Here is a 19139-nt window from a genome sequence, read left to right on the forward strand (position 1 = left end):
TCGATCGTATGACTTTGAGTTTCTAAGGGTTTGACCTAGGTCAAGCTGCCCTTGCCGCAGTTCGAATTCGCGTCAGGCAGCGGTGCCAGATTGACGACGTTGAAGCATGAAAACGGCGTCCGCCCCAAAGGTGACCAGCTTGTCTGCGCTCACCAGGCGTTCGCTCTCATCGACCTCGAAGCCGAATTTGCGCCAGAACATGCAGGATCCCTGTACCGCGATCAGCCCCATGTTTTGAAGCCCCAAACCCTGTCGCTGCACCTTGGCCTGCTGTATCAACACGGATGCCAGACCTGTGCCTCTCGCGGTGTGCCCAATGGCCAGGTCATGAACGTAGAGCCAGTCGGCACGTTCGGCGCATCGGAAGTCGCTGGCGTGCAGGGCAGGCAGTTGGCTGCCTTGTATGGGCAGGCACACCAGATAAGCGCATACCTCGCCGCCCAGTTCGGCGACCCAACAGGTGTCGGGGGATGCCGTCCACTTGGATTCAAACGCCTCAACAGGCTCCTGGAAATCCGAGGAATAGCACTGTTGCTGAATCAAGAGCACCGCGGCAAGATCTCGCTGCAGCATGGGGCGAACCTGATAAGTGGAATGAGCCATCACGAAGAAAGTGCGCGTTTAACCTGAGGTGTTTTTTTCAGACAGTCGCCAGTGGTCACGCAAACTGATCGGCGCTTCGTGCAAACTGCTGCCTTTTGTGGCGTAGGTCGTTTGAGGTCAAGTATTCATGATTACATATCAGCGTTCCAAGTCCTGGCAGATTGCGGCGGCAGTGGCCGTGGTGGCCGGGGTGGCAGGGGCCATTTACTGGTTCTCTGGCTCCTCTGGTGAGCAATCTGGCGTGGTGCTGGCAGACAACGCCGCCAGCGGCGCAGGCTGGGTGCAACCTGGTGTGGGTACCGACGATCTGGCTGCATCGCTCAAAGTACAGATGCTGGCCGATGGCCGTCCGGCTGATGTCCAGTCTGAAGACTGGGACACCTTGAATGCGGTGATCACCAAGCTGGGGCAGCCCAAACAGGAAGCCGAGCGCATCGTCGGCTATTTGCGCTACCAGCATACATTCGAAGCTTGGCAGACCCTGGATGAAATCAAGGACGCCAAGCGCCGTCAGGCCGCCGCCAAAGCCTTGTTGGGCGAGTTGCCCGGCCGTCTGTCATCTGGCGAGTTCACGCCCATCGAAGCCAACCTCATGGGTGCCGTGTTGCTGGCCGATATCGAGCCTGACGAGAACAAGCGCAACAAGTTGGTCGAAGAGTTGCAAGGCAATCTCAATGGCATTGCGCCCATGACCGAGGACGAGCAGCAGATGCAGGCCAAGACACGCCAGACTGAACTCAAGCGCCGCATGGCCACGGCCTATGGCGAGTGGCAGGCCAAGACCAATCCCGCCGACCGCACGCCAGCCAAGCTGGAGCAGGCGCTGGAGGAAGTGCGCCGCGCCTACAACAGTGGCGAATTTTGATTCGACAGGCAGACGTGCGTCGGCCCTGTCTGGCGACGTTTGTCAGTTGTTCAGTTTGCGGCGGGCGGCAATCGCGATGCCGAACAGCCCTAGTGCCAGCATGCCCACGCTTGGGATCTCGGGCACCATGGTGCTGGTGTAAGCCTTGTCTGAGACGTTGAAGCGCAGGCCGGGCGAGATATTGATATCCAGCCGGCCGAAGTCAAGGTCGCCCAGCACCGCAACAGCGAAATCTTGCAGCACAAGCGCTTGAGCGAATGCGGTTTGTGCGCCCTTGGTCAAGTGCATCTGTGTCAGCGACATCTGCATCGACAGGCCACCTGTGGTTGAAACGTGCAGACCTTGCGCCACGTTGAAGTTGTAGACGTCAAAGTTCTTGCTCGTGCCTGCCGCAGTGATGAGGTCGGCAGACAGGACATTGCGTTTGAAGTCCAACGAGAAGTTGGCGAGTTGCAAGCCACCTTCCTCGCTGTAGATCCCCAATGCCGAACCACTGGCTTTGCCTGACACAGGTGACAGGCTGAGCGGCAGCAGGTTCATGGACAGCGCCACTTCCGTCACCGGCATGTTGAACGACCAGGCTGTGGGCGAGGTCTGTTTGCTGTTGCCCAGACCCGTGACGTACATGCCCATATTGGTCATCAGATCCTGCACGTCGCTGTTGAAGCTGAACACCGAGTTGGCGTCCAGATTGGTGGTCGGCAGTGTCATCGTGATGGCAGATGCCGACGTGCTGAGCGACGCGGCCACGAATCCGATCGAGACCGTGGCGAGTTGCAGTGTGGATTTGAAGTGTGTAGCCATCTGATACTCCTGCCGTGGCTGGCCATGTTCGGGCGATGACCCGACCTTGCCTTGACTCAAGGATGACAGAAGGTATCCGGCGTGACACGCCCCGCATTGCACTGAAAGCGGGGGGCGGTCAAATTGTTCACGATATGGCGCGATGTGCTGTGTGGCCTTGGCGACAGCATTCGCCGTGGTGCGTTGCTTACGAAATGAGTCTGGGCGCAGGAGCGTGATCTGGTTCACGCTAGAATACACATCAGCGCGGGTGTCGTTCAATGGTAGGACTCTTGCTTCCCAAGCAAATAACGTGGGTTCGATTCCCATCACCCGCTCCAGATGCGCATGAAAAAGGGCCAGTCACATTGACTGGCCCTTTTTTCGTTCCGCGCTTTCTGGCGCGAAGCTTGTCAGCGCGGCAGCAGCACTTACTTTGCAATCCCATGCGGGTAGCACAGGCCCCCGGTGATTTCGATCGTCGTGGCGTTGAGCGCTTCATTGCTGACGCAATGCGCAATCAATTCGGCGATTTCATTTGGTTCGATCAGGCGATCAATGTGCACATCTTCCAAAATGGCGTGCAAGGCAGCCTGGTTCATGCCCGTCAGCATGGGGGTGGCGGTGTAGCCCGGTGCAATGCCCACGCAGCGAACGTGCCGTATGCCCCGCATCAGGAACTCGCCCACGATCATTTTGGGCATCATGGCCACGGCCGCTTTGGCCGATGCGTAGTTCAGTTGCCCGATCTGGCCCACCTTGTTAACCGATGAAATCGGCACCAGCAGGCCTTCCCATCCGCCATTGACCATGGCTTCTGCTGCATCGCGCAGGGTAAGGAAGGTGCCGGTGAGGTCGATGTCGATCACGGGCTGCCATTTGTCCAGCCCCAGCTTCTTGGAGACCTTGCCGGTGTCCTTGTCCAGCGAGAGCATGGTGCCGTCACGGATGATGCCGGCGCAAGCCACAGCGATGTTGAGTTGCCCGAAAGCCTCCAGCGTGCCCTGGATGAACCGGGCGGTTTCGGCTTCGCTGGTCACGTTGGCCTGGATGCCAATTGCTTCGCCACCCGCAGCCTTGACGTCGGCCACCACGCGATCGATGTCTTGTTGAACCATGTCGATCACGGCGACCTTGGCGCCTTGTTGCGCAAACAATTTGGCAATGGCCTCGCCAATGCCCTTGCCAGCGCCCGTGATGAGCGCAACGCTACCTTGAATGTTCATGACGTTTCCTGAAATGGATGGTTGACGGGTCAATTCGCCTGGAAGGAGGTGCTGTCCTTGTTCCAGTTGATGAAGTTGGGGTGCGCCACGTTCGGCCCGACGATCTTGAGATCGCCCACCAGGGTGGGATGCGCTACATCGGGGCCGACGACCTTGATGCCGACCGGGTAGATGGATTGGATCAAGGCGTGTGCACGCCGCATGGCTTCGTCCGCTGTCCGCCCCTTGAACAGGCCGGCGCCAACCAGGGCTGAGCCACCCGTGGCCAGGTCGCGTGTGATGTCCCAGGCATTGCCGGCGGCGACGACCGAGAAGGCCAGGTTGTTGTAGGTGAGCTTTGTCATCTTCGTGTCCTTAGAGCGCTGGGCTCAGAGCTTGCGCAGGACGGTGACGCAGTTGGTCACGGCCGAGCCACCCACGTTGAACGCCACGCCGATGTCGGCCTTGCGTGCGGGCACACCGATGGGCTCGCCAATCAACTGCTTGTAGATCAGTGTGTGCATGGAGGCGCCGGTTGCGCCGACGGGGTGCCCCTTGGCTTTCAAGCCGCCTGACAGGTTGATGGCCACGCGGTCATCGCGCGTGAAGCGACCTTCCAGATAGTCGTAACCTGCGCGACCGTCCTCGGCCAGCCCCAGGGCCTCGGCGGACATGATCTGGTTGATCGTGAAGCAGTCATGCACCTCAGCGAGATCGATATCGCCCGGCGTGATGCCCGCTTCCTTGTAGGCTTTGGCGGCGGCGTCCTTGCCAGCCATCAACTCGTACATATTGGGTCGCACGTTTTCAGGCAGACGCTCAACCGAGTGGCCGATGCCTGCGATCTCTACTGCGCGGTGTTTGTTGGGTACGTGGGCAGTCTGCGTGATCACCAAAGCGGCCGCACCATCCGACACCAGCGAGCAATCGTGCAGACGCAATGGCGCTGCGATCACCATGTTCTTGCTGCGGCCGCGTTCGTCGAGTTCATTGAGCTTCATGATCTCGGCCACGGTTTGCGGGCCGTTGCGGACGTGAGCCAGCGGGTTCTCCGCGCCATGTCGATAGGCCAGTGCGCCGACGGTCCAGAGCATCTGCTCCAAGGTGGCCTGGTCGATCTTGTGATGAGCCTGATAGCCCTTCGCATACTCGGCAAACAGCATGGGGAAGTTCCAGCCCTTTGACCCCTCGCTGGGCCAGTGTGAACAGCAGGCCAGCACGTGCGTCATTTGAGGGGTCGGCAGGAGGTTCATCTTTTCGACGCCAATCACCAGCACATGGCGCGCGCGCCCGGCTTCGATGGCATAGATCGCGTCATACAGGGCCACCGTGGATGAGGCACAGGCGCATTCGCACCGTGTCATGGGCTTGAAACGCAGCGAGGGGTCGATCTCTGCGGCGATGGGGGCCACATGCTCCTGGTTGACGAAGGAGGCCGGCGAACAGGATCCCACATAGATGGCATCGATGTCCCTTGCATCCAGCCCGGCATCGGCAATTGCACCACGGCCCGCTTCAATGAGCAGGTCGTAGTAGGTTTTGGTATCGGTCAACAATCCGGTCGCCTTGTCCTTGTGTACGAAAGCGCCGAATGCCGTGTTGTAGGCACCAATGATGCTGGCCTTGCTCATGTTTCACCTCAGCCGAACGTGATTCGACGGATGCCGAACCTTCTGCTCGCAGCATGTGAGCACAGGCGCTTCAACTTGATGACAGGACGTCAAGTGCGAACGATTCCCTTGGTGTGGATCAAGGCCATGGATGTCATCTTCCACTGTCGAGAAGTTGTCATGGTGTGGCGATAGATTGATCCAGCAAGCAATTCAAGTATCGGAGTTTTGCCATGTTGACAACTGAACAAATCGTCGCAACAAACAGTGCCCACATGGAGGCCGTGCATGAGCTGACTGGTACTGCCGCCTCGTACAGTCGAGACCTGTTTCAGATCGCTGTTGGACTGGGTTACGAGTTCAGCCGCTTGGCCGAGGCTCACCTGGCTGAGTCCCACCAACACGTGGTCAGCGTCATGGAGAGGGCCATGAAGCACGTGCCGAATGGCGCGGAAACCATTCAGAAGGCCATGGAAAGCTATGTGTCCAACTCGGCTCAGGCGGAGGGTGTCGCGAACAAGGCTGTCGCAAAGCGCCGCAAGGCCGCATGAACGCGGCGCTCAGCGCGAGGTAAACAGGACGCCGCCTTTTGGCAGCGCGCGTGCTGCTTCACACCACCAGATGCTGCGCCGACATGTAATCCTGCCGAAACGCTTCGAACGGTTGGGTGTCGGCTGCCTCTATCGCAGCCTGTTCGGCCATGGAGTCCAGAGCCTGCTGTGCAAACTGCGCGAATTCCATGGCGGGCAGTGCACTGGCCATCAGAGCTTGACGAATCTGTGTGGATCTGGCGTGCGCAAAGCCCACGTGGCCGTTAACGGGATCCTGCTGCATGGCTGCCACCACGCGGGCTGAAGGTAGCGGTGCCGCATCGTTCAAGGCGTTTGCGGCAGATTGACAGGCTTGAGCGTGGGCCTCTCCGCCGTGCAGTTTGTCCAGTGCGTGGGCGATGGGAGCGCACTCGGCCAGCAATTCCTTGGCCCAGTCTGCGAGCAAGACCTGCTGGGCCCCGCGCTCCAGTCGAAGGCCTGGTTCGCGCCCTCGCGAAGCGACTGCCTGCTGGTTGCGAGCCAGTGCCGCAATCTCCTGGGGCGTGTCCAGCGGGCTGTCAGACAGGAGGCAATGCAGCAGGAAGACATCCAGAAACAGCATGGTGTTTTCATCGATGCCGACTGGCAGGAAGGGGTTCAGGTCCATGCACCGCACCTCGACGTACTCCACGCCTCGTTCGCGCAGGGCGTGCAATGGCCGTTCACCTGATCGGATGACGCGCTTGGGGCGAATGGTGCTGTAGAACTCGTTTTCGATTTGCAGCAGCGAGGTGGACAGTTGCCTGTAGTCCCCTTGGCTGTCACGGATACCCATGGCTTCATACGGGGGGTAGGCGCGTGTGAGTGCATCTTGCAGTGAGGCGGCATAGCCCTTCAAGCCGTTATAGCTGACCGCCAGCGTGCTTTGTGCATCGCTCTGGTAGCCCAGGCGCCCCATCCGCAAGGAGGTGGCGTAGGGCAGGTACAGGGTTTGATCTCCCAGAGGCTGCAGGCCATGTGGCTGGCCCTTCACGAAATCGGACGTTACAGCGGGTGAGGCGCCGAACAGCATCAGCAGGAGGAACGATTGCCTGCGAAAGTTCCGAATCAGGCCAAAGTAATCGTCGTTGCTCAGGCCGGGCATCGACCAGTTGTAGTGGATGCCGGAAATGGTTTGCATGCGCCGGCCATAGCGATGTGACAGTCCCATGCGGTAAACCGTTTTGGCGCGCCCCACGTTGGACGTGCCGTACTGGCCGATCGGGATTTCGTCGTCTGGCGGCAGGTTGCAGGGCATGCTGCTGACCCACAGTTGCTCATCGCCAATGGCCTGGTACACAAACTGGTGGATGCGGGTGAGTTCAGCCAGGCAATCCTTCGCCTGGGTATGCGCGCCAGTGACCAGTTCGACCTGCGACTCGCTGAAGTCGGTGGTGATATGGGGATTGGTCAGTGCCGAACCCAACAGGCGAGGGTGGGGCGTCATGGCGAGTTGACCGTCCGAGAGGGTGCGCAGGCTTTCCTTTTCGACCCCGCGGCGAATGCCACGCAGGCGTTCTGGCGGCATCGCACTCAGGCGTTCATGCAAGCGGGTCAAACGCGATCTCCTCAATTCCTGTTGAGGCGCGAAGTTAGCAGAGTTCGGCGAATCTTGCTGAGCGCGGGTTGGGGCGCTGGTATCTGGTGACGAATTTCTTGCGAAAAGTCAGAAGCAGCCTACGGAAAAATCAAATTTGGCCGATACCCCGAAAAGCCGTTGGCCCAAGCAATTCATGACATGTGTTTGATCATCAAGAAACCCCTCGGACGCTGCATCGCGGCTGACTTTTTGGAGAATGCCTGGCAAAGCAACGCCGATGGTTGGGGCAGCTTTCACCTCGCGCAAGGTGAGGTGGTGTGGGCACGTGGGCTGTGTCTGGATGAGCTGCTTGCGCACAATGCCCGTCTGCCGCAGGATGCAGAGGTCTATCTGCATTTGCGCCGCGCTACCTACGGCGAGGTCCATCACGACATGACGCATCCTTATGTGGTCCGACCGGGCTTGCTGCTGATGCACAACGGCAGCATCGATCGCCTGGCGCCGCATGATCCGGCCCGTAGCGACACCTCCGAACTTGCCCGCTTGCTGCATGACATGCTCGGGGGCTTGAGCGACGCGCAGGCCTCGGCCCTCATTCGCTCTCAAGGGTTTCGCACGCTTACCGCGCCATTGATCGAGGGATCCATGGTGCTGCTGATGGATGTGCTGGGCCCCTTGCGGCTAGGACGCGAATGGCACACGATTCAGGTTGGCGACTGGAGCGATGCCATGGTTGGTGTGGATGTGTCCAACATCCACACATGGAGGCGCCCTATGCCAAAGCCAGGACACCAGGACACCAGGACACCGATTCTCAGGGCTGCGCCACTGCCGCCCTGGTTTGATCAGGGACGGGCGCAGGGCCAGCCAAAAAAGAAGTGCTGAACGTGATGCTCCGGCGTGCGGATCAATCCTCGTGCAGCCATCGCCTTGATGGCCGAGCCGCAGAACTCGTCGTCATGCAGCAGCGCGCGCAATGCTGCCAGTGGCGTGAAGCCATTGACCACCGCCAGCAGCCTTCGCTCGCTGGCGTTCAGCGATGAATGGTTGGACAGCAATGCAGATTGGCCTGCGGCGGTTCGCTCGAACACGGAATCCTGAACGTATGACGTAGTCGGGTACATGCCTGCTCCTGGAAGTTGCCAAAATGATCAATCACCATCGCCAGATACCGTCGTCGTCAATGACTGTGTTCTGAGTTCCTCAGTTCGGCTTGAGCATAGCCGGCAACCCTGGTGAAACCCGAATACCCCCTCGCGATGATGGGGCACCTTGTTGTCCTGTCATGCCGCTGGTGGCTGTCCTCGCAGCTTGACCTACTAAAGCACTGCTCTGCCATGGTTTCGTCACAAGTGGATAGCAGACTCGTTGGGATGATTTCTCGGGGGGTAATCAAGCATGCAAAAAAGTCAGGCACTGGCGTCATTGGGGCAACGCGGTCTGTTGATGCCGGTATGGGTGAAGGCCGCATTGGCCGCGAACGACCGGCTCAAGGTTTACCTGACCGTGTTACAGGCTGCATCGAGTCATGCAGGTCACCCAGATCGCGAGGCGCTGGACCTCACCCGCGAACTGGACGCTGCCGGCTTGGGCAACGCCACCTGGTTGCATGATTTGCCCTCTGGCGCCAGTTGCATCGATGGCACTTTGATCGTGCCCGAACTGGATCGCCTGATCAGCAGCCTGTCGGACGATCTGGCCACGATGGCCAGGCCGGTGCTGGAGGCCTGTACCGACGACGCCGAGCCGCATCTGCGTGTGCACCAATGGCAGGACTGGCTGGACGCACTGCACGGCGAACAACTGGACAAGGCACAGTTGCACAGCCTCACGCATGGCGATCGACATGCGGACGACAGCGTGCACCTGCTGATCATGGACCTGCACAAGCAGATCAACCATCTGGCTGCCTCGCTGGCCAGCGAGGTGATTGATGGGGCGCATGTCTGGCAGTTGAACGATGAGGATCGGCCCCTGGTCAGCGCCTTCATGCGGGGGCTTAACCGTACTGCGCCACTGAAGCTGGATCACCCGGGACTGGACACGGCTGCCACGCGTGACGGCGATCAGTTGCTGCTGCAAAACGACATTGGCACCAATGACGCCCACGTGCTGGTCATGCGCGTCAAAGGGCTGGACATCAGTCTGACTTACTCTGATCTGCACAGCAGCCGCTTTGCCTTTTTCCAGAGCCTGCTGGCGCCGCTTGGGGCCTCCTGGTCCGCCACCGAGTCCCGTGTGACGGCCGATCTCAATCAGGGGGCGGCCTATTCGGTGGGGTCTGCGCTGTTTGCTTGCAAGGACGAGGCGCAACTGGCTCAAACGCTGGAGGGCCTGGGCGCCAGCATCGTGTTCCTCATTGACTGGAACCGGGCCCGCAAACGTTTGCTGCATTTCGTGAACAAGGAAGGTGCCATCACCGTGTTGACCGCCGCGGCTCAGGCGGAAGTCGGGCACATGGCCTGGTTGAAGGCCGGTGGCGAGCGGCTGGTATTCAATGCGATGCAAGCCGCTGGCGCAGGAGCCTTTCGCATCGGGGATCGCCTGGATGATGTGTTGGGCGATGCCCAGGCACAGAACTTCCTGCTGGATGTGATGCGCCTGGCCAGCGAGGCCTTGTTGCATGGTCAGCCTCTGGCGCTGGTCGCCGATGAAACGCGTCTGCTCTTGTCTCGGCAGGTGCAAAAGCGCACGACAGAATTTGACCTGCTGGATGACCACGCTGCCTATTGCCAGGCTCTGGCGCAGGCGGTCAGCGATGGGCTGGCTCACGGGCACGACAGCTTGCACGAGGTAGCACAGGATCTGGCTGCGCGTGCCAAGGCCTGGGAGCGTCGCGCCGATCACCTGGTGATGCAGGCCAGGCAGGAAGCCGAGCGTCAACCGCGCTGGCAGCCTGTGGCGCGGCTGATGGCGCTGTCTGATGATGTGGCTGATGCGCTGGAAGAAGCGGCCTTCATGATGAGCCTGATTGCTGATCATCATCAGAAGGGTTGGAACCATGATGTGCGGCAAGCCTTGTCCAGGTTGGCTCGGACCGTCCTGCAGGCCACACAGGATCACATCAAGGCCCTGGCCATTGCGCGCACGCTGGGTAGCCAGAGTGATGCATCCGACAGCGATGCCTTCCTCGCTGCCACGTGGAACGTGCTGAGGGCGGAGCGACAGTGTGATGAATTGCTGCGCCACGCTCGGCGCGTGATCCTCCATGCGATTGACGACGCACCCTCACTGATGTTGGCCAATGACCTGGCCATGACGCTGGAACTGGCGTCCGACCGCTTGCTGGCCGCGGGCTACGGGCTGAGGGAGCTGGCGTTTGACAAGGCAGGAGCACAGTCATGAACACAGCCAACGCGCTGTACCTGATCGGTTGCGGCAGCGCTGAGCAGTTGCGCGATCAACAAAGTGCCGCTACGGCCCAAACCATGGGTTTCAAGGCATACAACCTGCTGCGCATGGCTCAGATCGACTTGCCAGTGCCCCCAGCATTTGTATTGGGGACAGCCTACTGCCAGAACGACACCACACGTGCCGAAGCTTCTGCGCCCAGGACCTGGGTGCCGGGCTTGACGGCCTTGCAGGAGAACTGCGGGCTGTGGCTGGGAGATTCGCGCCGACCCTTGCTGTTGTCGGTTCGATCGGGCGCACCTGTGTCCATGCCCGGCATGATGGAGACGCTGCTCAATATCGGCCTGTGTGATGCCACCGTGGCGGGCATGGTTCGCCAGACCGGCAACCCGCGCCTGGTCTGGGATGCCTACCGCAGACTGGTCGTCACTTACGGCGAAGTCGTGGCAGGGCTGGATCCGGCCTTGTTCGACGCAGAGACAGCCGCCATTGCGGGCGGGCGCGACGAAAGGGATCTGGATTTTGCCGAGTTGCGTGCCATCACGCGCGCCTGTCTGGCTACGTACGCGAGGGAGGCAGGGCACGCATTCCCGCAAGATCCTCAGGCTCAACTGACTGCGGCGATTGCCGCCGTGCTGAAGTCCTGGCAATCGGCCAAGGCCTGTGAATACCGGCGTGTCAACCAGTTACCCGACGACCTGGGGACCGCCGTGACCGTGCAGGCCATGGTGTTTGGCAATGCAGGCGGTCAGTCCGGCGCGGGCGTGGGTTTCACGCGAGACCCGGCAACCGGTGAGCCTCATCTGTGGGTGGACTTCCTGTTCAATGCGCAAGGTGAAGACGTGGTGTCGGGCCGTCGCAGTGCCCATGGGCATGCCGAGATGGCCTCTGTGCTCACACATGCCTGGCAGTCGCTGCAAGACGCAGCCAGCCAAATCGAGCAGCACTTTGGCGACATGCAGGATTTCGAATTCACCGTGCAGGATGGGCAGCTCTACATGCTGCAGACCCGCACCGGCAAGCGCACGCCGCAGGCAGCGGCACGCATCGCACTGGATTTGCTGGATGAAGGCTTGATCTCGCGAGATACGGCCAAGGCGCGCACGGCCAAGTTGACACCGCAGGTCTTGATGACGCAGCGGGTGGTGTCGGCCGATGGGGCTCCTTTGGTGCCACTGGCTCAAGCCGCAACCGCGTGCAATGGTGTGGCCATTGGCGAAATCGCCTTTGACGAGGCCCGGGCTCGCGCGCGCCTGGCAAGCGGGGCGGTTGTCATCCTGGTGCGGCGCGATGCAGAGACCAGTGACATGGCCGCGCTGGAATCTGCAGTGGGTTTGCTGACGCAAAGAGGCGCGCGAACCTCACATGCTGCGGTGGTCGCACGTCAGCTGGGCAAGGTGTGCCTGGTGGGCTGTAGCGCCATGTCGCTGGACGAAGCCACGCGCACCTTGTCGTTTGGCGCCGTGACCTTACACGAAGGTGATGTGCTTACCCTGGATGGCAATGAAGGGGCGATCTATCAGGGGGCGGCCAACACCGTGGCGGAAGAGCCAGTCGAGCTTCTGGCTCGGCTGGCGCAACTCAACAGCGCTCAATGAGCCCCAGGGCCAGCAGCCGATCAACGATGATCCGCGTGTCATGCGGTGACATGCCTGCCAATGTCATCAGCGCGTGAGTGGGTGTCTGGCCATTGACCATACGCAGCCAGAGGATGAGTGCGTGCTCAACTGATGACGCTTGTCCTGCTGCAACGATCTGTCCTTTGTGTGTGCGTTGATAGACCGAGCTATCAAATGGATCCAGATCGTTGCGCATGTACTTCCACACCTTCGGGGTTTTCGCGGCCGATTGCCGCGAGCCGGCAATCTTGCTATCCGTTGGTGACAGTAGCTTGAGCCGGCCATGATCCCTTTGGCGCATTGATCGGCATGCGCAGCCTGCACCTCGGACAGGGCTTACTTGTCCAGCCCACCCAGGCAGATGTACTTGGCTTCCACGTAGTCATCCATGCCTTGGCGTGCACCTTCGCGGCCCAGTCCCGATTGCTTGACGCCGCCAAACGGCACCTCACAGGTCGAGATCAAGCCGGTGTTGACGCCCACCATGCCGTACTCCAGCCCTTCGCTGACCCGGAAGATGCGGCCCACATCACGGCTGAAGAAATAGCTCGCCAGTCCGAATTCGGTGTTGTTGGCCAGTTCGATGGCCTCTGCTTCGGTCTCGAACTTGAACACCGGCGCCACGGGCCCGAAGATCTCTTCGCGGGCCATGCGCATGTCGGCCGTCACGTTGGCGAGCACGGTCGGTTGGTAGAAGTGGCCTCCCGCGATGTTGGCACGCGCACCGCCGGTTACCACCTTGGCGCCTTTGGCCAGCGCGTCGGCCACCAGTGTCTCCACCTTGACCAAGGCGTCAGCCTCGATCAGGGGCCCCTGGGTCACGCCGGCTTCAAAGCCATTGCCCACCTTCATCTGCGCCACGCGCTCGGCCAGTTTGGCCACAAAGGCGTCGTAGATGCCCGATTGCGCATACAGGCGGTTGGCGCACACGCAGGTTTGTCCCGCATTGCGGTATTTGCTGATCATCGCGCCTTCCACCGCGGCATCCAGATCGGCGTCGTTGAACACGATGAAGGGGGCATTGCCGCCCAGCTCCAGCCCCAGCTTCTTCACGGTGGGCGCGCATTGCTTCATCAGGATGCGGCCCACCTCGGTCGACCCCGTGAACGACAGGTGGCGCACCGTGTCGCTCTCGCAAAGCGCCTTGCCTACTTCGATGGACTGGCTCGCATCCGCGGTGATGATGTTGAGCACGCCAGCTGGCATGCCCGCGCGTTGGGCCAGTTCGGCCACGGCCAGGGCCGACAAGGGCGTGGCTTCGGCCGGCTTGATGACCACGGGGCAGCCGGCCGCCAGGGCAGGCGCCACCTTGCGGGTGATCATGGCGATGGGGAAGTTCCAGGGCGTGATGGCCGCGCACACGCCAATCGGCTGGCGGATGACCAGAAAGCGCTTGCTCGGGTCGGTGCTGGGCACGGTTTCGCCGTACACGCGGCGCGCTTCTTCGGCAAACCACTCAATGAAACTGGCGCCATAGCCCACTTCACCCTTGGCCTCAACCAGGGGCTTGCCTTGCTCGGCGGTCATGATGCGGGCCAGGTCGTCGGCGTGCTGGTTCAGCAGGTGGAACCACTTCATCATGATGGCGGCGCGGGCCTTGGCCGTGAGCGCACGCCAGGCGGGCCAGGCGCGGTTGGCAGCCGCGATGGCTGCCTGCGCTTGCTCGGCGCCCAGATTGGCGACTTCCGCCAGGGTGGCACCCGTGGCGGGATCCGTCACGGCAAAGCGGGCAGGGCCGCCCACCCATTGGCCATTTATCAGGGCCTGGGTTTTCAGCAGGGTGGGGTCTTGAAGCAACGCCAGCGGAGAAGTGCTCGTGTTCATCTTGTCGGTCCTCTTGTCTGTCCTCGGTTTTGCGTGCGCCTGGCCCGCTTGAGACGGGTCGGGTGCCATCCGCCATGATAGGGCGCCTCAAACCTATAATCTCTGGTTGCGCCCTTGACCCCTGTCGGGCGGGCAGCATTCCGATACGAGCGACAAAAGTAGAAAGCCCTCATGAAAGCCGCTGATATCCGCAAGACCTTCCTGGAATTCTTCCAGTCCAAGGGACACACCATCGTGGCGTCCAGCCCCGTTGTGCCGGGCGACGACCCGACCCTGCTGTTCACCAATGCGGGTATGAACCAGTTCAAGGACGTGTTCCTGGGCTTTGACAAGCGTCCCTACACCCGCGCCACCACCTCGCAAAAGTGCATCCGCGCTGGCGGTAAGCACAACGACCTGGACAACGTGGGCTACACCGCGCGCCACCACACCTTCTTCGAAATGCTGGGCAACTTCAGCTTTGGGGATTACTTCAAGCAAGCTGCCATCAGCTACGCCTGGGAGCTGTTGACCACGCAGTTCAAGCTGCCCAAGGAAAAGCTCTGGGTCACCGTCTACCACGAAGACGATGAAGCCTACGAGATCTGGAACAAGGTGGTAGGCGTGCCCGCCGAGCGCATCGTGCGCATCGGCGACAACAAGGGCGGCCGCTACATGTCCGACAACTTCTGGATGATGGGTGACACCGGCCCTTGCGGCCCCTGTACCGAGATCTTCTACGACCACGGCCCCGAGATCGCTGGCGGCCCTCCCGGCAGCCCCGATGAAGACGGTGACCGCTATATCGAGATCTGGAACAACGTCTTCATGCAGTTCAACCGCACGGAAGACGGCGTGATGCACCCGCTGCCCAAGCCCTCGGTGGACACCGGCATGGGCCTGGAGCGCATCGCCACGGTGCTGCAGGGCAAGCACAGCAACTACGAAATCGATCTGTTCCAGGCGCTGCTGGCTGCGGCCAAGGGGGCGGTGGACACAGCCGGTGGGGCCTCGGCCGCCACGGGTATCGAAGGTGCAGGTTGTGACGCCAGCAGCCCCAGCCTGAAGGTCATCGCCGACCACATCCGCGCCTGCTCGTTCACCGTGGCCGATGGCGTCATTCCCAGCAACGAAGGCCGTGGCTACGTGCTGCGTCGCATCACCCGTCGTGCCATCCGCCACGGCTACAAGCTGGGCGCTCGCACGCCGTTCTTCCACAAGCTGGTTGCCGCCCTGGTCGAGCAGATGGGCGAGGCCTATCCCGAACTGCGCCAGCACGAAAAGCGCATCACCGATGTGCTCAAGACGGAAGAAGAACGCTTCTTCCAGACCATCGCGCACGGCATGGAAATCCTGGAAGGCGCGCTGGCGAATTTGGAAACCTCGGGTGCCAGTCAGGTCGATGGCGAAACCGCCTTCAAGCTGCACGACACCTATGGCTTCCCGGTTGACCTGACTGCCGTCGTCTGCCGTGAGCGCGATGTGACGGTGGACCAGGCTGGCTTTGACGCTGCCATGGCGCACCAGCGCCAGCAAGCCCGCGCCGCCGGCAAGTTCAAGATGGCTGCTGGCCTGGAATACAGCGGCGTGGCTACTGGTTTCCATGGCTACGAACACCTCACGGTGGACGCCGCCAACGTGACCGCTATCTACGTGGATGGTGCGGCAGTGACCGAAGCCAATGCCGGTGACGACGCCGTCATCGTGCTGGATCACACCCCGTTCTACGCCGAGTCTGGTGGCCAGGCCGGTGACAGCGGCGACCTGCGCAACGGCTCCAGCCGTTTCGTGGTGGAAGACACCCTGAAGATCCAGGCCGAGGTCTTTGGTCACCACGGCCGCGTGGTCGAAGGCAGCATCAAGGTGGGCGACAAGATCAACGCCCGCGTGGACGCCGACGTGCGCGCCAAGACCGTGCGCAACCACAGCGCCACCCACCTGATGCACAAGGCCTTGCGCGAAGTGCTGGGCGATCACGTCCAGCAAAAGGGCTCGCAAGTCACGGTAGACCGCACCCGTTTCGACTTCGCCCACAACGCCCCGATGACGGATGAAGAGATCCGCGAAGTCGAGGAGCTGGTCAATGCAGAGATTCTGGCCAATGCTGAAGCGCAAGCGCAGGTCATGGCCCTGGACGACGCCCAGAAGTCCGGCGCGATGATGCTGTTCGGTGAGAAGTACGGCGAAACCGTGCGCGTGCAGACCATCGGTTCCTCCAAGGAGCTGTGTGGTGGGACCCACGTCAAGCGCACGGGTGACATTGGTCTGTTCAAGATCGTGGCCGAAGGCGGCGTGGCCGCTGGCGTACGCCGCGTGGAAGCCATCACCGGTGCAGCCGCTCTGGCCTACACCCAGAACCTGGAAGCCACGCTCGACGGCGTGGCCGCCCTGATCAAGGCCACCCCGCAGGAAGTACCTGCCCGCGTGGCCGCCGCGATGGACCAGATCCGTGCGCTGGAAAAAGAAATCGCCGCACTCAAGGGCAAGCTGGCATCCAGCCAGGGTGACGAGTTGATGGCGCAAGCCGTGGACGTCAAGGGCGTCAAGGTGCTGGCTGCGGTGCTGGACGGCGCCGATGCCGCCACGCTGCGCAACACGATGGACAAGCTCAAGGACAAGCTCAAGACCGCCGCCATCGTGCTGGCTGCTGTGGACGGTGGCAAGGTCCAGATCGCCGCAGGCGTCACGGCCGATACCACATCGAAGGTCAAGGCTGGTGAGCTGGTCAACTTTGTGGCCCAGCAAGTGGGAGGCAAGGGTGGCGGCAAGCCGGACATGGCCATGGCCGGTGGCACCGATGCCGCAGGTTTGCCCAAGGCCCTGGCAGGCGTTCAGGGCTGGGTGAGCGACAAGCTCTGAGCCCGCCCTCAGCAGGCGTCAAACAACGGCCGCAGCCACCACCCGGTTGCGGCCGTTTCTCTTGCCCTCGTACAGCGCCATATCGGCGCGGGCGATGGCCTGCTCGGCGTTCTCGGTCTTCTGGATCACAGCCACGCCCAAGGTCATCGTGACCTTGAACGGCTCATTGCCGGTGGTATCGATCAGCGTGCCTTCGATCTTGCCGCGGATCCGCTCCGCGACCAGCTTGGCACCTTCCTCGTCGGTATCGGGCAGCACGACCAGGAATTCCTCGCCGCCCCAACGCGCGACAAAGTCCACATCGCGCATGCAACTTTGCAGCGTCTTGCTCACGGACCTGAGTACCGCATCACCCGCGTCGTGCCCTTTGCTGTCGTTGATCGACTTGAAGTGGTCCAGATCACACAGGATGAAGGACAGGTAGGGGGTGCCTCGACGCACTCGGCTTTCTTCGCGGCGGATCACCTCGGTGATCGCGCGGCGATTCTTCAACTGCGTCAACGGATCCGTGGAAGCCATCTCGCGCAGCGCCGCCGCTGCTTTATCGATCAGATAGTAGTAATAGCCGGCCAGGAAGATCAGGATGATCATCACGCCCACCACATTGAAGTAGTGCAGGCCATCGATCACCACCATGGGTAACTCGTTGGGGGGCGTGCGGTGCCGCAGCACGATGTCCAGCACAAGGTAGGTCATCATCACGCCGAGTACCGTGGCGGCCTTGAGTGCCACCGGGCGAATCGAGCTGATCACCGCCACAGGGATAACCAGCAGGATGTAGTAGTGGAAGCCGGTGTCCCAGCCGATCACGGACACCGCCAGGATGGCGTGGCCCAGCACTTCCAGCACGGTCACGGCCCAGGCTTGTTCAACCTGCCCCCGTCGCGCCAGCGCAAACACCCACACATAGCTCAGCACGCTGCCGATGTTCACATAGGCCAGCGAGGTGACATGCGCCCAGAAGAACAGCGAGCAAAAGGCGACATGCGTCAGGCCGGCGATGACGCCGATGCCTTGCAGCAAGGCGCGAAACGCCTCAGGCTGCGTGGCTTCCGTGCCCACCTGCCAGGCCTGTTGCTCACCCTCGTTGGACAGAGATGTGGCAGGCTGGGGTCTGACTGAAGCGGATCCGGATGCGGATGGGGAAGAAATGGCCACGCCGACACTCCTCGCTTGGTGGTTGCATTGATATCGGAATATCGGAAGCGGCACTTGAGTCACCTGGGGTGTGACATTTGCCACGAAGCCCTCTTTGAGTTGGGTGGAAGAAGTGTGAGTTTGTCGCAGCTGCACCCTCGCTGTCATCCCTGATCCTGTGCGTGCTTGCGTTGATCGGGCTAAATTAAAGAACCGAGGAACCGATCAACAGGTGATGAACATGAGCGCCAACAATACAAAACACGATGCCGTGCATCCGATCATCCCGCGCGAGAAGCTGGACTTTGGTCTGAGCGGCGACGTCCCCAAGTACTGGTTCGGGGGGGATCCCTTCAAGAGTCGTTTCTGGGATGCCCTGTCCATCATCTTCCCGCCTGGCGAGAAGTTCTTCATGACCTGCGTGCGCGATTTCCGCGACCAGATCCAGGATCCCAAGCTGCTGGAAGACATTCAGGGCTTCAACCGCCAGGAAGCTCAGCACACGCTGGTGCACCGTCAGGACAACGACCGCCTGCGTCGCCAAGGTGTGGATGTCGATAAACTGACCAAGTATGTCGACAAGATGCTCAACGTCGACTATCGCAATCAGTACAGTCGCGAGTACACGCTGGCCATCACGTCTGCGCTGGAGCACTTCACCTCGATCATTGCTCACAGCCTGTTTGACAAGCGTGATGTGATGAAGGAGGCTGACTATCGCGTTCGTGCCATGTACGCTTGGCACGCCATTGAAGAAGTCGAGCACAAGGGCGTGGCCTACGACGTGATGGAGGACTATGCCAAGGTGGGCTACCTCAAGCGTGTGTGGGCGCTGGTGCATGCTTCGGTGATGTTCCCCAAGACCATTTTCGTGATCCAGCGCCAGTTGATGATCCATGATGGCTTCAATGCCTGGCAGCGCGCCAAGATGATGGTCGGCGGCATGTGGTGGCTGTTCAAGCCGGGTGGCCTGCTGCAGCCGATGGCCAAGCACTACTGGACTTACTACAAGCCTGGCTATCACCCCTGGCAAGAGGCCGATCAAGTGGGTTACGAGGAGTGGTTGGCCGCGTTCAACAGCTCCAAGGACCCACTCAAGGCCAGCGAACAGATGCGTCACGACCTTGCGCTGAGTGCGTAAAGAGTCCACCAATGACGGTGATTGAAGGCCTCCGTGGGAGGCCTTCTTATTTGG

17 protein-coding genes and 1 tRNA gene are annotated in these 19139 nt (G+C 61.0%); 8 read left to right on the forward strand and 10 right to left on the reverse strand.

Going from position 1 to position 19139, the window contains the following annotated elements; translation table 11 throughout:
• Positions 1-72 precede the first annotated feature (72 nt).
• The gene (locus tag HY836_RS00345; RefSeq protein WP_290672204.1) at positions 73-603 is read right to left on the reverse strand and encodes a GNAT family N-acetyltransferase; all 531 of its coding nucleotides are present in this window, start codon (positions 601-603) and stop codon (positions 73-75) included.
• Between the two features lie 127 nt (positions 604-730).
• Here HY836_RS00345 and HY836_RS00350 point away from each other — a divergent pair, with 127 nt between their 5' ends.
• The gene (locus HY836_RS00350; protein ID WP_290672206.1) at positions 731-1468 is read left to right on the forward strand and encodes a hypothetical protein; all 738 of its coding nucleotides are present in this window, start codon (positions 731-733) and stop codon (positions 1466-1468) included.
• 42 nt (positions 1469-1510) lie between these two features.
• On the opposite strand, the gene HY836_RS00355 is transcribed toward HY836_RS00350, so the two are convergent.
• A complete protein-coding gene (locus tag HY836_RS00355) occupies positions 1511-2272 on the reverse strand; it encodes a hypothetical protein (RefSeq protein WP_290672209.1) in 762 nt (253 codons plus the stop codon).
• Positions 2273-2518: 246 nt separating this feature from the next.
• On the opposite strand from HY836_RS00355, the gene HY836_RS00360 reads away from it, so the two are divergent.
• Positions 2519-2592, forward strand: a tRNA-Gly gene (locus HY836_RS00360).
• Positions 2593-2682: 90 nt separating this feature from the next.
• On the opposite strand, the gene HY836_RS00365 is transcribed toward HY836_RS00360, so the two are convergent.
• The 3 genes from HY836_RS00365 to HY836_RS00375 are packed head-to-tail and all read right to left on the reverse strand — an operon-like array spanning position 2683 to position 5087.
• The gene (locus tag HY836_RS00365; RefSeq protein WP_290672212.1) at positions 2683-3477 is read right to left on the reverse strand and encodes an SDR family NAD(P)-dependent oxidoreductase; all 795 of its coding nucleotides are present in this window, start codon (positions 3475-3477) and stop codon (positions 2683-2685) included.
• 29 nt (positions 3478-3506) lie between these two features.
• On the reverse strand, positions 3507-3821 hold the full coding sequence (locus HY836_RS00370) for a hypothetical protein (RefSeq protein WP_290672214.1): 315 nt from the start codon (positions 3819-3821) through the stop codon (positions 3507-3509).
• A gap of 24 nt (positions 3822-3845) precedes the next feature.
• The gene (locus HY836_RS00375; protein WP_290672217.1) at positions 3846-5087 is read right to left on the reverse strand and encodes a thiolase domain-containing protein; all 1242 of its coding nucleotides are present in this window, start codon (positions 5085-5087) and stop codon (positions 3846-3848) included.
• 212 nt (positions 5088-5299) lie between these two features.
• Here HY836_RS00375 and HY836_RS00380 point away from each other — a divergent pair, with 212 nt between their 5' ends.
• Entirely contained in the window at positions 5300-5617 is a 318-nt protein-coding gene (locus HY836_RS00380) for a hypothetical protein (protein WP_290672220.1), read from the forward strand.
• A gap of 58 nt (positions 5618-5675) precedes the next feature.
• Here HY836_RS00380 and gshA read toward each other — a convergent pair whose 3' ends face one another.
• Entirely contained in the window at positions 5676-7163 is a 1488-nt protein-coding gene (gshA, locus tag HY836_RS00385; RefSeq protein WP_290672840.1) for a glutamate--cysteine ligase, read from the reverse strand.
• A 210-nt stretch (positions 7164-7373) separates the two neighbouring features.
• Here gshA and HY836_RS00390 point away from each other — a divergent pair, with 210 nt between their 5' ends.
• Positions 7374-8060 (forward strand): hypothetical protein, encoded by a 687-nt coding sequence (locus tag HY836_RS00390; protein ID WP_290672223.1) that lies wholly within the window; start codon positions 7374-7376, stop codon positions 8058-8060.
• Here the strand turns inward: HY836_RS00390 and HY836_RS00395 are convergent.
• Complete coding sequence (locus tag HY836_RS00395) at positions 8021-8299, reverse strand: hypothetical protein (protein WP_290672226.1); 279 nt, start codon at positions 8297-8299, stop codon at positions 8021-8023. The two genes, HY836_RS00390 and HY836_RS00395, sit on opposite strands and share 40 nt — an antisense overlap.
• A 274-nt stretch (positions 8300-8573) precedes the next feature.
• On the opposite strand from HY836_RS00395, the gene HY836_RS00400 reads away from it, so the two are divergent.
• Together HY836_RS00400 and HY836_RS00405 are read left to right on the forward strand one after the other, a co-directional pair.
• Positions 8574-10520, forward strand: coding sequence for a phosphate transport regulator (locus HY836_RS00400; RefSeq protein WP_290672229.1), 1947 nt, complete (start codon positions 8574-8576; stop codon positions 10518-10520).
• The gene (locus tag HY836_RS00405) at positions 10517-12124 is read left to right on the forward strand and encodes a PEP/pyruvate-binding domain-containing protein (RefSeq protein ID WP_290672232.1); all 1608 of its coding nucleotides are present in this window, start codon (positions 10517-10519) and stop codon (positions 12122-12124) included. Before HY836_RS00400 ends, HY836_RS00405 begins: the two co-directional genes overlap by 4 nt.
• On the opposite strand, the gene HY836_RS00410 is transcribed toward HY836_RS00405, so the two are convergent.
• Together HY836_RS00410 and HY836_RS00415 are read right to left on the reverse strand one after the other, a co-directional pair.
• A complete protein-coding gene (locus HY836_RS00410; RefSeq protein ID WP_290672235.1) occupies positions 12108-12341 on the reverse strand; it encodes a hypothetical protein in 234 nt (77 codons plus the stop codon). The two genes, HY836_RS00405 and HY836_RS00410, sit on opposite strands and share 17 nt — an antisense overlap.
• 140 nt (positions 12342-12481) lie before the next feature.
• Positions 12482-13969, reverse strand: coding sequence for an NAD-dependent succinate-semialdehyde dehydrogenase (locus HY836_RS00415; RefSeq protein WP_290672238.1), 1488 nt, complete (start codon positions 13967-13969; stop codon positions 12482-12484).
• 171 nt (positions 13970-14140) lie between these two features.
• On the opposite strand from HY836_RS00415, the gene alaS reads away from it, so the two are divergent.
• Positions 14141-16807: an alanine--tRNA ligase gene (alaS, locus tag HY836_RS00420; RefSeq protein ID WP_290672242.1), complete on the forward strand. Its 2667-nt coding sequence runs from the start codon at positions 14141-14143 to the stop codon at positions 16805-16807.
• Between the two features lie 18 nt (positions 16808-16825).
• Here alaS and HY836_RS00425 read toward each other — a convergent pair whose 3' ends face one another.
• Positions 16826-17965: a diguanylate cyclase gene (locus HY836_RS00425; RefSeq protein ID WP_290672245.1), complete on the reverse strand. Its 1140-nt coding sequence runs from the start codon at positions 17963-17965 to the stop codon at positions 16826-16828.
• Between the two features lie 220 nt (positions 17966-18185).
• Here HY836_RS00425 and HY836_RS00430 point away from each other — a divergent pair, with 220 nt between their 5' ends.
• Positions 18186-19085: a metal-dependent hydrolase gene (locus HY836_RS00430; protein WP_290672248.1), complete on the forward strand. Its 900-nt coding sequence runs from the start codon at positions 18186-18188 to the stop codon at positions 19083-19085.
• The last annotated feature ends 54 nt before the right edge of the window (positions 19086-19139 follow it).

The sequence above is a fragment of the Aquabacterium sp. genome (genome assembly GCF_016234775.1).
Taxonomy (GTDB): Bacteria; Pseudomonadota; Gammaproteobacteria; order Burkholderiales; family Burkholderiaceae_C; genus Aquabacterium.

Excerpts from the sequence above, each read along its gene's own strand:
- HY836_RS00370 (WP_290672214.1), bottom strand. The coding sequence starts at position 3,821 with ATGACAAAGCTCACCTACAACAACCTGGCCTTCTCGGTCGTCGCCGCC.
- HY836_RS00350 (WP_290672206.1), top strand. The coding sequence starts at position 731 with ATGATTACATATCAGCGTTCCAAGTCCTGGCAGATTGCGGCGGCAGTG.
- HY836_RS00415 (WP_290672238.1), bottom strand. The coding sequence starts at position 13,969 with ATGAACACGAGCACTTCTCCGCTGGCGTTGCTTCAAGACCCCACCCTG.
- HY836_RS00405 (WP_290672232.1), top strand. The coding sequence starts at position 10,517 with ATGAACACAGCCAACGCGCTGTACCTGATCGGTTGCGGCAGCGCTGAG.
- alaS (WP_290672242.1), top strand. The coding sequence starts at position 14,141 with ATGAAAGCCGCTGATATCCGCAAGACCTTCCTGGAATTCTTCCAGTCC.
- HY836_RS00390 (WP_290672223.1), top strand. The coding sequence starts at position 7,374 with ATGTGTTTGATCATCAAGAAACCCCTCGGACGCTGCATCGCGGCTGAC.
- HY836_RS00365 (WP_290672212.1), bottom strand. The coding sequence starts at position 3,477 with ATGAACATTCAAGGTAGCGTTGCGCTCATCACGGGCGCTGGCAAGGGC.
- gshA (WP_290672840.1), bottom strand. The coding sequence starts at position 7,163 with ATGCCGCCAGAACGCCTGCGTGGCATTCGCCGCGGGGTCGAAAAGGAA.
- HY836_RS00395 (WP_290672226.1), bottom strand. The coding sequence starts at position 8,299 with ATGTACCCGACTACGTCATACGTTCAGGATTCCGTGTTCGAGCGAACC.
- HY836_RS00375 (WP_290672217.1), bottom strand. The coding sequence starts at position 5,087 with ATGAGCAAGGCCAGCATCATTGGTGCCTACAACACGGCATTCGGCGCT.
- HY836_RS00380 (WP_290672220.1), top strand. The coding sequence starts at position 5,300 with ATGTTGACAACTGAACAAATCGTCGCAACAAACAGTGCCCACATGGAG.
- HY836_RS00400 (WP_290672229.1), top strand. The coding sequence starts at position 8,574 with ATGCAAAAAAGTCAGGCACTGGCGTCATTGGGGCAACGCGGTCTGTTG.
- HY836_RS00345 (WP_290672204.1), bottom strand. The coding sequence starts at position 603 with ATGGCTCATTCCACTTATCAGGTTCGCCCCATGCTGCAGCGAGATCTT.
- HY836_RS00430 (WP_290672248.1), top strand. The coding sequence starts at position 18,186 with ATGAGCGCCAACAATACAAAACACGATGCCGTGCATCCGATCATCCCG.
- HY836_RS00355 (WP_290672209.1), bottom strand. The coding sequence starts at position 2,272 with ATGGCTACACACTTCAAATCCACACTGCAACTCGCCACGGTCTCGATC.
- HY836_RS00410 (WP_290672235.1), bottom strand. The coding sequence starts at position 12,341 with ATGCGCAACGATCTGGATCCATTTGATAGCTCGGTCTATCAACGCACA.